At 71.2% G+C, this 13,823-nt stretch carries 11 protein-coding genes and 1 tRNA gene; 6 read left to right on the top strand and 6 right to left on the bottom strand.

Features of this window, described 5'->3' with window-relative positions; genetic code table 11:
• The 3 genes from AB0F81_RS11230 to rlmB all read left to right on the top strand — a co-directional run.
• A partial coding sequence (locus tag AB0F81_RS11230; protein WP_360194597.1) for a S8 family serine peptidase occupies positions 1 to 1,289 on the top strand: 1,289 nt, incomplete at its 5' end.
• A 23-nt stretch (positions 1,290 to 1,312) separates the two neighbouring features.
• A complete protein-coding gene (cysS, locus tag AB0F81_RS11225; RefSeq protein ID WP_360194594.1) occupies positions 1,313 to 2,722 on the top strand; it encodes a cysteine--tRNA ligase in 1,410 nt (469 codons plus the stop codon).
• Positions 2,722 to 3,843, top strand: a complete 1,122-nt coding sequence (gene rlmB / locus AB0F81_RS11220; protein ID WP_360194591.1) for a 23S rRNA (guanosine(2251)-2'-O)-methyltransferase RlmB — start codon at positions 2,722 to 2,724, stop codon at positions 3,841 to 3,843. Before cysS ends, rlmB begins: the two co-directional genes overlap by 1 nt.
• Positions 3,844 to 3,892: 49 nt before the next feature.
• Here the strand turns inward: rlmB and AB0F81_RS11215 are convergent, their stop codons facing one another.
• Both AB0F81_RS11215 and AB0F81_RS11210 read right to left on the bottom strand, forming a co-directional pair.
• Positions 3,893 to 4,987 carry a PQQ-binding-like beta-propeller repeat protein gene (locus tag AB0F81_RS11215; protein ID WP_360194588.1) on the bottom strand — a complete coding sequence of 365 codons (1,095 nt, stop codon included), beginning with the start codon at positions 4,985 to 4,987 and terminating at the stop codon, positions 3,893 to 3,895.
• Between the two features lie 149 nt (positions 4,988 to 5,136).
• Positions 5,137 to 5,210 (bottom strand) — tRNA-Thr (locus AB0F81_RS11210).
• A gap of 138 nt (positions 5,211 to 5,348) precedes the next feature.
• Between AB0F81_RS11210 and ugpC the strand changes: the two genes are divergently transcribed.
• Positions 5,349 to 6,437 carry a sn-glycerol-3-phosphate ABC transporter ATP-binding protein UgpC gene (gene ugpC / locus AB0F81_RS11205; RefSeq protein WP_360194585.1) on the top strand — a complete coding sequence of 363 codons (1,089 nt, stop codon included), beginning with the start codon at positions 5,349 to 5,351 and terminating at the stop codon, positions 6,435 to 6,437.
• Positions 6,438 to 6,537: 100 nt separating this feature from the next.
• Here ugpC and AB0F81_RS11200 read toward each other — a convergent pair whose 3' ends face one another.
• Complete coding sequence (locus tag AB0F81_RS11200) at positions 6,538 to 8,601, bottom strand: PQQ-binding-like beta-propeller repeat protein (RefSeq protein WP_360194582.1); 2,064 nt, start codon at positions 8,599 to 8,601, stop codon at positions 6,538 to 6,540.
• A gap of 114 nt (positions 8,602 to 8,715) precedes the next feature.
• Between AB0F81_RS11200 and AB0F81_RS11195 the strand changes: the two genes are divergently transcribed.
• Positions 8,716 to 9,141 (top strand): GNAT family N-acetyltransferase, encoded by a 426-nt coding sequence (locus AB0F81_RS11195; RefSeq protein WP_360194579.1) that lies wholly within the window; start codon positions 8,716 to 8,718, stop codon positions 9,139 to 9,141.
• Here AB0F81_RS11195 and AB0F81_RS11190 read toward each other — a convergent pair.
• Positions 9,110 to 9,625 carry an MSMEG_6728 family protein gene (locus AB0F81_RS11190; RefSeq protein WP_360194576.1) on the bottom strand — a complete coding sequence of 172 codons (516 nt, stop codon included), beginning with the start codon at positions 9,623 to 9,625 and terminating at the stop codon, positions 9,110 to 9,112. The genes AB0F81_RS11195 and AB0F81_RS11190 overlap by 32 nt on opposite strands.
• 92 nt (positions 9,626 to 9,717) lie before the next feature.
• A complete protein-coding gene (locus AB0F81_RS11185; protein WP_360194573.1) occupies positions 9,718 to 10,590 on the bottom strand; it encodes a hypothetical protein in 873 nt (290 codons plus the stop codon).
• A 197-nt stretch (positions 10,591 to 10,787) separates the two neighbouring features.
• On the opposite strand from AB0F81_RS11185, the gene AB0F81_RS11180 reads away from it, so the two are divergent.
• Positions 10,788 to 12,551 carry an NAD-binding protein gene (locus tag AB0F81_RS11180; protein WP_360194570.1) on the top strand — a complete coding sequence of 588 codons (1,764 nt, stop codon included), beginning with the start codon at positions 10,788 to 10,790 and terminating at the stop codon, positions 12,549 to 12,551.
• Here the strand turns inward: AB0F81_RS11180 and AB0F81_RS11175 are convergent.
• On the bottom strand, positions 12,528 to 13,748 hold the full coding sequence (locus tag AB0F81_RS11175; RefSeq protein ID WP_360194567.1) for a DUF4032 domain-containing protein: 1,221 nt from the start codon (positions 13,746 to 13,748) through the stop codon (positions 12,528 to 12,530). The genes AB0F81_RS11180 and AB0F81_RS11175 overlap by 24 nt on opposite strands.
• Between the last annotated feature and the right edge of the window lie 75 nt (positions 13,749 to 13,823).

Below are 13,823 nucleotides of genomic sequence, written 5' to 3'. Positions count from 1 at the left end.
GCCCGGCCGCCGAGCGCGGCGCGCCACCCGGCCCGAAGGGCCTCGACCCGCTCGACCACCGGCTGTGGGGCCTGCGCATGGTCCGCGCGGACCGGGCCCGCGAGGTACGGTCCGGCGACCCGGGCGTCACCGTCGGGGTGCTCGACACCGGCCTCGACGCGGAACACCCGGACCTCGCCCCGCACTTCAGCCGGACCCTCTCCCGCAACTTCGCGCCCGACATCCCGGCCGTCGACGGCCCGTGCGAGGTCAAGGGCTGCCTCGACCCGGTCGGCACCGACGACGGCGGCCACGGCACCCACGTGGCCGGCACCATCGGGGCGGCGGCCGACGGCGCCGGGATCTCCGGGGTGGCGCCCGGCGTCACCCTCGTCGAGCTCAAGGGCGGCCAGGACTCCGGCTACTTCTTCCTCGACCCGGTGGTGGACGCGCTGACCTACGCCGGCGACGCGGGCCTCGACGTGGTGAACATGTCCTTCTTCGTCGACCCGTGGCGGTTCGTCTGCTCGGCCAACCCGGCGGACAGCAAGGAACGGCAGGCCGAGCAGCGGGCCATCATCACCGGGCTGAACCGGGCGCTGCGTTACGCGCACGAGCGTGGGGTCACGCTGATCGGCGCGCTCGGCAACACCCACGAGGACCTGGGGCGGCCGCGGACCGACACGAGCAGCCCGAACTACGGTGGGGAGCCGTACCCGCGGAAGATCGACAACTCCACCTGCCTGCACCTGCCGCAGGAGGGGCCGCACGTCGTCAACGTCACCGCGGTCGGGCCGTCCGGGCGCAAGGCCGACTACTCGAGCTACGGCGTCGAGCAGACCGGGATCGCGGCCCCCGGCGGCGACCGCTCCGACGGGCACGGCACGGCCGGCGAGATCCTCTCCAGCTACCCGAAGAAGGTGCTGCAGGCGGAGGGGCTGGTCGGCAAGGACGGCGAGATCACCAGCGACGGCGCCGACTCGGTGGTCAAGGACTGCTCGTCCGGTACCTGCGCCTACTACCTGTACGCCCAGGGCACCTCGATGGCCGCCCCGCACGCCACCGGGGTGGCCGCGCTGATCGTCGGCCGGGGCGGGAAGGACATGAGCCCGGCCGCGGTCGAGCGGGAGCTCTACCGGACCGCCGACGCCCGGCCCTGCCCGGAACCCCGGCTGCAGAGCTACCGTGACCGGCCGGCCGAGTTCACGGCCCGCTGCGAGGGCAACCGGGCGTTCAACGGCTTCTACGGGCACGGGATCGTCGATGCGTACGCGGCCGTCGTGTCGCACGGCCGGGGCGGCCGTCGGTAAAGTCCGGCCGCTACCCTTGTACGGTGACGCTGCGCTTGTATGACACCGCGACCCGATCGGTCCGGGACTTCGTCCCGATGACTCCCGGTCAGGTGGGGATCTACCTGTGTGGTCTCACCGTGCAGTCCCCACCGCACATCGGCCACCTCCGGTCCGCCGTCAACTACGACGTGCTGCGCCGCTGGCTGCTGCACGTCGGGCTGGACGTGACGCTGATCCGGAACGTGACCGACGTCGACGACAAGATCCTGGTGAAGGCGGTTCAGCAGAACCAGCCCTACTGGGCGATCGCCTATGCGAACCGGCTCCTGCTGGACCGCGACTACCGCGCGCTGAACGTGTTGCCGCCCACCTACGAGCCGCTGGCCACCGGGCACATCACCGAGATGCACGACCTGATCAAGGTGCTGATCGAGCGCGGTCATGCGTACCCGGCGGAGTCCGGCAACGGCGACGTCTACTTCGACGTCCTGTCGTACCCGGAGTACGGCGCGCTCTCCGGCCAGAAACCGGAGGACATGCGCGGCTCCGACGTGGCCGAGCGGGACAAGCGCGACCAGCGTGACTTCGCGCTGTGGAAAAGCGTGAAGCCCACCGAGCCGGAGGACGCCTACTGGTCCTCGCCGTGGGGCCGCGGCCGGCCGGGCTGGCACATCGAGTGCTCCGCGATGGCCCGTCGCTATCTCGGCGACGAGTTCGACATCCACGGCGGCGGCCTGGACCTGACCTTCCCGCACCACGAGAACGAGATCGCCCAGTCCAAGGCGGCCGGGCTCGGTTTCGCCCGCTACTGGGTGCACCACGCGTTGCTCAACCTCGGCGAGGCCAAGATGAGCAAGTCGCTGGGCAACGTGATCGACCTGGAGTCGGTGGGCCGCGACGGCATCCGTCCCGTCGAGATGCGGTATTACCTGGCCGCCCCGCACTACCGCTCGCGGATCGACTTCACCGCCGAGGCGCTCGGCGAGGCCGCCGTGGCCTACCGCCGGATCGAGGGGTTCGTGCAGCGTGCCGTCGAGGTCGTGGGGCAGGGCCGGCCCAAGGCGGTGCCGCCGGCGTTCGCCGAGGCGATGAACGACGACCTGAACACCTCGGCCGGGCTGGCGATCGTGCACGACACCGTCCGGGAGGGCAACACCGCGCTGGCCGCCGGCGACGAGCCGGCCATCCGCGGTGCGCTGACCGCGGTCCGGGCCATGCTCGGCGTGCTCGGCCTCGACCCGCTCGACCCCGCCTGGGGCGGTGGCGAGGGCGGCAACGACCTGAAGCCGGTTGTCGACTCACTGGTCGCGCTGGCACTGGAACAGCGGGCACAAGCCCGCGCACGGAAAGACTGGGCTGCCGCCGATTCGGTGCGGGACCAGCTCAAGAACGCGGGTATTCAGGTGGAGGACACTCCGACCGGGCCGCGCTGGACGGTAGGAGAACACTGATGCCGGGCAATTCGTACAACGTGAGCAAGCGGGCGACCTCGAAAAAGGGCGCCTCGGTCGGCTCCGGCGGCAAGAACAAGTCCGGTCTGAAGGGGCGGGGCAAGACCCTGCCCGCTGACGAGCGGCCCTGGCACAAGGCGTACTCGGGCACCGAGAAACTGCCCGAGAAGACCGCGCGCAAGCAGGACAAGGAGCGCCGGGCGGCGGCGGCCGAGGGGCGCGCCCCCAAGGTCGGCGTTCCCGGCAGCAAGGACACCACCTGGGGCCGCGGCGGTGGCCGGGCCTCCGGGATCACCCGGGCGCAGACGACGCGCGGCCGTGCCGCCGGTCCGCGCGGCCCGCGGGTCGCCCCCGGCCGCCGGTCCAACCCCACCAAGGAAGGTCCCGAGCTGCTGCTCGGGCGCAACCCGGTGGTGGAGGCGCTGCGCGCGCTGGTCCCGGCGACGGCGCTCTACGTGGCACAGGGCATCGACATCGACGACCGGGTGACCGAGATCGTCCGGACCTCCGGCGACCGGGGCATCCCGATCCTGGAGATCAGCCGCAACGAGCTGGACCGGATGACCGGCGGGGTGCTGCACCAGGGCATCGGCCTGCAGGTCCCCCCGTTCGCGTACGAGGACTTCGACGACCTGGTCGCCGCCGCGCTGGAGCAGACCGCCCCGCTGCTGGTCGCGCTCGACGGCATCACCGACCCGCGCAACGTGGGCGCCGTGATCCGATCGGTGGCCGCCTTCGGCGGGCACGGCGTCTTCATGACCGAGCGCCGGGCCGCCGGGATCACCGCGACCGCCTGGCGCACCAGCGCCGGCGCGGCCGCCCGCGTCCCGGTCTCCCAGGTGGTCAACCTGACCCGGGCGATCAAGTCGGCGCAGAAGGCCGGGTTCACCGCGATCGGTCTGGACGCCGACGGCGAGACCGATCTGTACCAGTTGGAGGCCGCGGTCGGCCCGCTGCTGGTGGTGGTCGGCTCCGAGGGCCGCGGTCTGTCCCGGCTCGTCGGCGAGACCTGCGACCTGCGGGTGAGCATCCCGATGGCCTCCGACGTGGAGTCCCTCAACGCCAGCGTCGCGGCCGCGGTGACCCTCGCCGAGGTGGCGCGCCGCCGGCTTCAGGGCTGACAGACCCGCTTTCCGTACGGCGCGGCGCCCGCGCCGTACGGAATCGGGGTCAGAAGTAAGCGCGCAGCCGGCTGCCGTCGGTGAGGAAGAGCCGGCCGTCGGCGACAGCCGGCGGGTAATTCTGGTCGCTGGGCATGCCGCCGCGCAGGCCACGCCCGGTGACCGCGTCGACGATCCGCAGTGGTGAACCCATGCCGGACGGGCCGTAGAGCAGGCTGCCGGCCCGTGCCGGTTGGCCTGCGGCGCCGGGCAGGTGCACCGACCAGAGCTTGCGGCCGGTCCGTGCGTCCAGGCAGATGATGCTGCGATGACGCGGGAAGTAGACGCGCTGGTCGTCCGCGGTGACCGACGGCGACGGCCACGCCGACTTCCAGATCGGCACCCCGTCGGCCGCGTTCACCGCGGTCAGCCCGCCGCCCGCCCCGCCGACGTAGAAGCGGGTGCCGGCCGGATCGCTGCCGACGGCATACCAGTTCTCCGTGGTCTGCCAGAGGGTGGCGCCGGTGCTCACGGCAACCGCTCGTGATCCCTGATCGGTACGCAACAGCAGCCGCCCGCCCGCCGACAGCAACCCGTCGCCGCGCGTGCCGGTGAGCCGCCAGGCCCGGAAACCGTCGGCCAGCCGGTACGCGGTGGTGCTGAGCGCGAAGTCGGGCCGGGTGTCGACCACGGCCAGCCCGCGGTCGACGACCATGTCCTGCGCCGGACCACCGAGCGGAACGTCCCACAGGCGCGCCCCGGTGCTGCCGTTGAAGGCGGTCAGGTAGCTGCCCTGCCCGTCGCACGCATATGTCAAAGCAACAAGTTTGCCGTCACCGACCGCCAGCCGGGTAACCCCTCGCCGTAGCAGCGCGGCGTGCCAGCGGCGCACCCCGGTCGCCGGATCGTACGCCCCGACCCCACCCGGATCACTGGTGTAGACGTTCCCGCCCGCAACCAGAGGCTCCCGCCCGATCTCACAGTCCGGAGCCCCCCGCGTAGAAATCTCCCACCGCTTACCAATCGCCCCGACCGTCGCCGCGTTAAGCCGGCTCTCCAACGGATTGAAATACGTCGCACCAGGGCCGTATCCGGGCTGATTCCACTCCGAGGCAGGGGTGAGGGTGAAGGCCACAGCCAGGGCGGCCACCAGTACGGAACTCATAAAAAGATCAAAGACCGATCACCCAGACGCGCGGGCGATCCACTCACCGCAACCACCGTAACGTGGGGGGTGCGGGGGCCTCGGCCCCCCGGTAAGCACGCGAGGCGTCCCGGTCCGCGCTTTCCGCGGACAAGGGCACCCGACGACCGAGCCCCCGGTCGGGATCGAACCGACGACCTCCCGTTTACAAGACGGGTGCTCTGGCCAGCTGAGCTACAGGGGCATGCGGGCCTCAGCATAACGTCCTGTGATGCGGTCGCCATCTTGGCAGGTCCGGCAAAAACAAATACGGTTGCGGGGCTGTTCCTTCTACTCGGATCGTCCGGCACGTTCCTGCCGGTGGAAAGGAAGTCGATTCACCATGGCTACCGTCACGTATGACAAGGCCTCCCGGATTTACCCGGGCTCCGAGCGCCCAGCGGTCAACGAGCTGAACCTCGAGATCGGCGACGGAGAGTTCCTCGTCCTGGTCGGCCCCTCCGGTTGTGGCAAGTCCACCAGCCTGCGCATGCTCGCCGGCCTGGAGGACGTGGACCGCGGCCGCATCCTCATCAACGACAAGGACGTCACCCACCTCCCGCCGAAGTCCCGTGACATCGCGATGGTGTTCCAGAACTACGCTCTCTACCCGCACATGACGGTGTACGAGAACATGGCGTTCGCCCTGAAGCTGCGCAAGACCCCGAAGGCGGAGATCGACCGCGCCGTCAAGGAAGCCGCCGCGCTGCTCCAGCTCGAGGAGTACCTGTCGCGGAAGCCGAAGGCGCTCTCCGGTGGTCAGCGTCAGCGTGTCGCCATGGGCCGCGCGATCGTGCGCCAGCCGCAGGTGTTCCTCATGGACGAGCCGCTGTCGAACCTCGACGCCAAGCTGCGTGTCCAGACCCGTTCGCAGATCGCGACCCTGCAGGCGAAGCTCGGCGTCACCACGGTTTACGTGACGCACGACCAGGTCGAGGCCATGACCATGGGTCACCGGGTCGCGGTCATGCTGGACGGCGTGCTGCAGCAGGTGGACACCCCGCGGGCGCTCTACGACACCCCCGGCAACGTCTTCGTCGCCGGCTTCATGGGCTCCCCGGCCATGAACATCAAGACCGTTCCGCTGACCGAGGGTGGCGCCACCTTCGGCTCGCTGAACATCCCGCTGACCCGCGAGCAGGTCGCCGCGGCCCAGCAGGGTGGCGAGGGCAAGGTCACCATCGGTTTCCGCCCGGAGGCCGCCGACGTGGTCGGCGAGTCGATCGACGCGCTGCCGATCAAGGTGGACCTGGTCGAGGACCTCGGCTCGGACGCGAACGTCTACGGCCACTCCGAGGTCGGCGGCGGCTCCGAGCGGTTCGTGGTGCGGACCGAGCGTCGCAACATGCCGCACATGGGCGAGACGGTCTACATCCGGCCGCAGACCAACGCGCTGCACGTCTTCAACGCCGGCTCCGGCATCCGGATCTGACGTAAGGCGAAATCTGTCGGGCGGTCTCCCTGCGGGGAGGCCGCCCGACGGCGTTTCAGCCCGCGGTGCTTCAGCCCGCGGCGTTCCAGTCTGCGGTGTTTCAGCCCGCGATGCGGAACAGCATGAACTTCTCCTGGCCGACGCAGGCCAGTACCGACGTGTTCCACGAGCACGAGGCGGTGTAGACGTCGCGGATCTCGCCCATCGGCACGGGGGTGTCGCCGAGGTGCACCCCGGAGAGGGTCCGGTTGCCGAGTGAGGCGGTGAGCGGGTCGGCGAAGCGCAGGAGGTTGCCGCCGTCCAGCCGGGCGGCGCGCCCGGTGGCGGTCCAGACCTTGGCGCCGTCACCGTCGATCAGGGCCACCTCGTCGTCGGCGGAGCTCCGGGTCACCAGCACGGAGTCGCCGACCGGGGCGAGCGATTCGACCTCGGGCATGTCCTCGTCCCACAGGATGCCGCCTTTGACCGCGTCGACGGCGATCACCCGGTCCTTCTTGCGGTCGTAGCCGTCGGTCTCGACGAAGCAGAGCCGCTGCTCCCCGCAGGGGGCGAAGGTGCTGAGTGTCGAGTCCGGCCCGGCGGTGTAGAGCGTGACCGGCTCACCCAGCTCGTTCAGGTCGTAGGCGAAGATCCGCTGGGCGTCGCCGGTCGAGTCCTGCACGTAGAGCCGGCCGTCGTGGGCAAGCGCCTCGTTGCTGGTGTTCGCGACGCTCTTGCGGGACTTGAGGATCTTGGGGGAGTCGATGTCGAGCACGTTGGCCGAGTTGTCGCCGTTGATCTGCACGATCCGCGGGTCGTCGCCGTGGTCCGGGTCGAGCGGCCGGCCGAAGACACCGGCCGGGCCGGACAGGTCCTTGCCGGTGGTGACCTCGACGAGGTGCGACGAGTCCGGGTCGTCCTGTTCGTGGGCGACCTTGCCGGTGCCCAGGCTGAGCCAGAGCAGCCGGCCCTCACCCTTCTCTTCCACCAGCGCGTTCTTTGCTCCGAAGTGCACCTCGTCGGAGCTGCCGAGCGGCCGGTCCCAGAGCCGGCGGCCGCTGTCGTCGGCGTCGAGGACGACCATCAGGGTCTGGCTGGTGGCCGAGTTGAGCGTGGAGAAGAGGGCGACGCCGCTGGGCAGCGCGACCATCTGCTGCCAGCCGGTGACGCGGGAGTCGGTGACCTCGGTGCGCCAGACCTCCTTGCGCGAGTCGATGTCGACGGCGACGACGCCGAGCTTGCCGTCGGAGTCGGAGCTCGCGTAGTAGGCCCGGTCCCCGGCGATCCCGGTGCTCGACCAGCTCGACGAGATCGGCACCATGGCGTCGAAGGTCTTCCCCTGGTCCAGCTGCCGGAAGTCGAGCGCCGGATAACCCGGCCAGAGGAGCACGGCGGCGGTCACCCCGAGCGCGACGGCGCCGGCGGCGATTGCCGCCCAAACCCCTTTCCGGTACGCCCGGCGCGGGCGTCCCGGGGTTTCCGGTGGGGTTCCGGGCGCGCCCTGGATGGTCCAGGTGGAGTGGGGGTGCGCCGGGGAGTTCGGGTCGGACAGGTGGAAGGGCACGTGTCCGCCGGCGATCGCGGCGGCTTCGGCGGCGGCCCAGGGGTCGACCGGCGCGACATACTCCGGGTCCGGCTCGGTGCGGATCCGCTCGGTCCGCTCGCCCTCGTCGGGGTTGTCCGCCCGCGATGCCGAGCCCGCGGGAGCCGCCGGGCTCTGCGGCGCGGGGCTCTGCGGCGCGGGGCTTTGTGGCGCGGCGTAGTGGGGTGCTGGGCTTTGTGGCGCGGCGTTGTGAGGCGTCGGGCTTTGCGGCGCGGCGTTGTGAGGCGTCGGGCTTTGCGGCGTGACGTTTTGGGGCGCTGGGCTTTGCGGCGCGCCTTCGGTCCGGGCGTCGCTGGCGGTCGGCGCGGCTTCGGTTCGGGTGTCGCTGGCGGTTGGCGGGCCTTCGGTCCGGGCGTCGCTGGCGGTCGGAGGGCCCTCGACGCGGGTGTCGGCCAGCACCGGGTGGTGCGGGACCGTGGCCGCGGTCGGGGCCGGATCGGCCGCCGGGGCGAGGCCGGGAGTGAACCGGGCCGGTGCGCCCGCCTGGTGGGGCTGCGGCACGGTGGGCTGGGTCTCGCCGCCCACGGTGCCGGAGTCGCCGCTGCCAGGAACCGCCATCTCGCCGCCCTTCTCCGCCACCACGTCGGCACGTCATGCTACCGATCGGAACGACAGCGATCATTCCTCCGCCCGTCGGAGAGCGCTCGCCGGAATTGAGTGCTGAATCGTGATATATCCCCTGGCTATCGTGGCGCCATGCGCATCGAACGTGTCACCGCCGCAGCCGAGGTGCATCGCGCGGCCGACCTTTTCGACGCGCCCCCGATCGAGGAGGCCACCCGCCGCTTTCTCGGCGACCCGGGCCACCACCTGCTGCTGGCCTATGACGAGGCGGGCCGCCCGATCGGGATGATCAGCGGGGTCGAGACCACCCACCCCGACAAGGGCACCGAGATGCTGGTCTACGAGCTGGGCGTGGCGCCGGTGGCCCGCCTGCAGGGTGTCGCCACCGCCCTGGTCAACGCGCTGGCCGAGGTCGCCCGCGGCAACGGCTGCTATGGCATGTGGGTGGCGACCGAGTCCGACAACAAGGCGGCGCTGGCCACCTATCGCCGGGCGGGCGCCTGCGAGGAGATGACGTTCACCCTGCTCAGCTGGGATCTGAGCGACGGCCCGTCGTGACCGGCGTGGTCACCAGCGGCGGCCGGTCCGAGGGCGGCCAGACATAGGGGAGATCGTCCGCTACGTCGTCGCCGAAGACCGGGCGGTAGAACTCCGGGTCCTTACGGATCAGGGCCGACCGGTGGCTGAGGTGCAGGGGCTCGTCGCCGAGCCAGGGCGGCAGGTCACCGGCTGCGGCCAGCTCGGGCTGGGTGCGGATGACGTCGATGCCGGTCGCCGCGCGCAGATCCACCACCAGGGTGGCGGCGCAGGTGTCGGCGCGGCCGGTCTCGGTCCAGACGTCGCACATGTCCAGCCCGTAGCGGACGAGCGCCTCCTCGTACCCGTGCCACATCTTCACCGCGGGGTGGTGCCGCCACCCGTACCCCGGCTGGGTGAGACCGCGCAGCACCTGGATGGCCTCGACGCGCTGCTTCCCGAGCCGTTTCATGTCGAGCGCGCGAGCGCTCGCGAGGAAGTCCGGAAACGGCAAGAAAGTCTGCATGATCTGATTGTCCGCCGCGCGGGCGGCCCACCACCAAGTGTGGGGATTTCGGGTGCGAATCGCACCCGAAATCCCCACGGAAGAAAAGAGGGTTACTTGCCGACGAAACCGTCGACCGGCTCCTCGTGCAGGCGCGGGTCGTCGACCTCGGCGGCGAAGCCCCGCGACGTGGACGAGGACGGGACCGGCGTCGCCGAGGCGGCCGGGGTGGCGGCTGCGGCCGGGTCGGGCTGCGCGGTCGGCATCTCGGAAGCGGCCGGGGCCACCGCCGGGTCGGTCGGCAGCGCCGAGGCGGTCGGCGGGGTGCTGGCCGGGACGTTCGTGGCGGAGCGGGCCGGCTTCATCCGGACCGGGCGGCCGCCGATCGGCAGGCCGGAGATGTCCGACTGCACGTTGGCGATCCGCTGCTGGAGCTGGTCCACCGTGCTGCTGCCGTCGATCCCGCCGAGCAGCGGGAAGTCGGCGCTCTGCGCCTCGGTGCGGGTCAGCGCCACCGGCCGCTCGTCGGCGGCCGGGGTCCGCGTGCCGGCACCGGTGCCGGCCGCCGCGGGCAGGCCGGCCGGCGTGAGACCGCTGAACAGGGTGCCGTCGACGACGCTGTCGACCGGCAGGTTGGCGATCTGGAGGCCCTGGCCGGCGAGCGGCATCGGGACACCCTGGACCGGCAGGCCACCGAGCGCGCCGCGCGGCTTGTCGGTGTTGTCCGGCAGGGTGCGGCTGACCACGTCGGCGGCGGGCAGCAGCTTGCGGTCGGCCGGCTTCTCGATCGGGCGGGCCTGCTGTTGCTGCGCGCCCGGCTGCACCTGGACCAGCTTGCGGCCGGGGCCCGGTTCGAGGGTCACCAGCGGCTCACCGCTGAGCGGGTCCGACGCGATGGGGCTGGACAGCCGCCAGTCGTTGGTCGGCTCGAGCGCGTAACCGAGCGCGGTCAACGGCGCGTCGGCGACGCTGGGGTTCGGGAGCACGTCCGCCCGAGCGGGCGCTGCTCCGAGAAGGAGGATTCCGCAGGCGATTGCTCCGGCACACCACAACTTGCGCACTGATCTTCTCCAGCCACATCGGACGATAAGTTGGCGGCAATACCCACCAAGTCGGACGAATGGTTCGGATGGGGCAACGAGCGGCCCCGCAGACGGGTTCCGGCTGACTACGATCTGCGAACGTGAGTGTCGTTCCCGCCGATGACGTTTCCGACGCCCGCCCGTCCGATGGGGACAATCGGCCCCACCTGGTGCTTTGCGGGGCGGACGCGCTGGTCTACACACTCGCTGAGGAGCTGGCGAATTCCCGCCACCGGATCCGGGTCACGGTGATCACTCCGCACCGGCTGCGCCCCGACGTGCCCGATCTGGCCCGGCTGAGCGAGCACGGCGTCCGCTGGCACAAGGCCGATCGGCTCGACGAGAAGACCTTCCGGGAGGCCGGGCTGGCCGGTGCGACGGCCCTCGCGCTGGTGATGCCGGACGACATGGTCAACCTGCACGCCGCGCTCTGCGCCCGCGAGGTCGAGGCGAACCTGCGGGTCGTGGTGCGGATGTTCAACACCGGCCTGGGCGACAGCGTGGTCCGGCTCTTCCCGGACTGCGCGGTGCTCTCGGACGCCGAGATGGCCGCGCCGGCCTTCGTCGCGGCGGCGCTCGGCGAGGTCGCTCCGACCCATTTCCGGCACTCCGACCGTACGCTCTATGTCGCTCACCGTGCCGACGTGGCGAGCAAGCGCGTCGTGCTGACCCTGACCAGCACCGGCGCCGACGGCGAGGTGAGTGTGCTGCCGGCGGAGCCGGCACGCGAGGCGGCGCGACCGGGCGACCTGGTGCTGGCCGAGGCGGTCGGTGGCCCGCCGGGCGAGGACCTGACCCGGCGGCTGCTCAGCCGGGCCAGCCGGCGGCATCCGCTGCGCGCGGTGGGCCGGGTGCTGCGGGCCGCGCTGAGCCGCAAACTCGGCATCGCGGTGGTGGTCACCGTGGCGATCACGATCATTGCCGGTGCGGTGCTGAGCCGTTTCGACCAGCCGCACTACGACTTCTGGAAGTCGATCTACGTGACGCTGCTGACCGCGGTCGGCTCGTCCGATGTGGAGGTCGAACGCCCGGCGGTCGCGCAGATCGCCCAGCTGGTGCTCACCCTCGCCGGCCTGGCGATCATCCCGCTGATCACCGCCGCGGTGGTGGACGGCATGGTGAACGCGCGGCTCGCGCTCAGCCAGGGCCGGATCGCCGGGGAGATCCGCGACCACATCGTGCTGGTCGGGCTCGGCAACGTCGGCACCCAGGTGCTGCGGCAGCTGCACGACCTGGGCCTGCGGGTGGTGGCGATCGACCGGCACGGCCAGGCACGCGGGACGAAATCGGCCCGCCGGCGCGGTATTCCGGTGATCATCGGGGACGCCTCGTCGGAGGAGACCCTGCAGCTGGCGTCGATCGACACCTGCCGGGCCCTGGTGGTGCTCTCCACCGACGACCCGGTCAACCTGCAGGCCGCGCTGCACGCCCGCGGCGCCCGCGAGGATCTGCGGGTGGTGCTGCGGCTGTTCGACGACGACTTCGCGAAACGGGTCGAGTCGGCCTTTCAGATCAACATCTCGCGCAGTGTGTCCCGGCTCTGCGCCCCGGTCTTCGCGGCCGCCCTGCTGGAACGCGACGTGCACGCCACGATCCCGGTCGACCGGCACGCGGTCATGGTCGCCACGGTGACCGTCTACGCCGGGTCCACCCTGGACGGTGCGCCGCTGGAGCACGCCGACCACCCCGGTGCGGCCCGGGTGATCGGGATGTCCGCCGCCGGGCAGGAGTGGGTCGACTGGGTGCCGGACCGCCGCCGGGTGCTGGCCGAGGGCGACCGCATCCTGGTTGCCGCCCGGCGCGACGGTCTGCGCGCGCTGGTCGAGCTGGCGAGCCCGCCGCTAAACGAGGCCGCCGCTCAGTGACTCCGCCTCCACGCCGAGCACGGCCTGCTCGTCGGGCTTGTTGACCAGCACCTCGGTCAGGTAGGACTGCACGGCCGGCGCCATGCCGACGTCCCGCCCGGCCCGCTCGGAGAGCAGCCACTTGTGCTGGATGATCTGCGAGAAGATCTCCTGCGGCTCCAGCTTGCGGCGCAGCTGCGGCGGCACCGCCCGGACCACCGGCTCGAAGACCTCGGTCAGCCAGCGGTGCGCGGCCTGCTGCTCGTCGGTGAGGTGGCTCTCCGCGCGGTAGGTGTCCAGGTCGTTGAGCAGCTGCCGGGCCTGGTTCTCCTCGGCGTCCAGGCCGGTCAGGCGCATCAGCCGGCGGGTGTGGTAACCGGCGTCGACCACCTTGGGCCGCACCTTGTAGCCACCGTCCATGGTGGACATGGAGACCTCGGCGACGTCGAACCCCATCTCGTTGAGGCGCCGGATCCGCCGCTCGATGTGGTGCCGGGCGTCCCGCGCGACCTCCTGCTCATAGGTCACCTCGTGCCACAGCCGCTCATAGCGGGCCACGATGTCGTCGACCACCGTCTCCGGGTCGATCGACTCGTGCAGCAGCTCGGCGGCCTGCAGGTCGAGGCACTCGCCGAAGATGTTCAGCCGCAGGATCTCGATGTCCTCGCTGCGCTGGCCCTCGGAGAGTTTCGGGTAGAGGTTGCCGGTCTCGGCATCCACCAGGTACGCCGCGAAGGCGCCCGCGTCCCGCCGGAACAGTGTGTTCGACAGCGAGCAGTCACCCCAGGAGAACCCGGTCAGGTGCATCCGCACGATCAGCGCGGCCAGCGCGTCCAGCAGGCGGTTCATCGTCTCCGGGCGCAGCACCCGGGAGAACAGCGCCCGGTACGGCAGGGAGAACTGCAGATGCTTGGTGACCAGCACGGTCTCCAGCGGCTCACCGTCGAGGGTCTGCCGGTCGGTGGCGATGGCGACCGCCTGCACCGCCGGGAAGTCGATCCGCTCCAGGGCGCGGAGCAGATCGTACTCCTTCTCGGCGATCCGCTCCCGGGTCTCCTTCATCGCGTAGACGACGTCGTTCAGCTTGACGAACCGGACGATGTGCCGCGAGATGCCCTGCGGTAGCGCGACCAGGTGGTCAGCCGGCCATTCCTCGAGCGGAATGTGCCACGGCAGATCCAGCAATGCCGGGTCGATGAGGGCGGACGTGATGCGCACCGACCAAGTGTGCACTTTCGTGCGGCGCGTCGCGTCCGTACGTGGCTCGTTACACAGGTGCGAAACGGGCCGACG

The organism is Actinoplanes sp. NPDC024001 (genome assembly GCF_040638955.1).
Taxonomy (GTDB): domain Bacteria; phylum Actinomycetota; class Actinomycetes; order Mycobacteriales; family Micromonosporaceae; genus Actinoplanes.
This window is presented reverse-complemented; position numbering and strand designations above follow the sequence as displayed.

Bases quoted from the DNA above. Each gene is read 5' to 3' on its own strand.
- rlmB (WP_360194591.1), top strand. From the start codon at position 2,722: ATGCCGGGCAATTCGTACAACGTGAGCAAGCGGGCGACCTCGAAAAAG.
- AB0F81_RS11215 (WP_360194588.1), bottom strand. From the start codon at position 4,987: ATGAGTTCCGTACTGGTGGCCGCCCTGGCTGTGGCCTTCACCCTCACC.
- ugpC (WP_360194585.1), top strand. From the start codon at position 5,349: ATGGCTACCGTCACGTATGACAAGGCCTCCCGGATTTACCCGGGCTCC.
- AB0F81_RS11195 (WP_360194579.1), top strand. From the start codon at position 8,716: ATGCGCATCGAACGTGTCACCGCCGCAGCCGAGGTGCATCGCGCGGCC.
- AB0F81_RS11190 (WP_360194576.1), bottom strand. From the start codon at position 9,625: ATGCAGACTTTCTTGCCGTTTCCGGACTTCCTCGCGAGCGCTCGCGCG.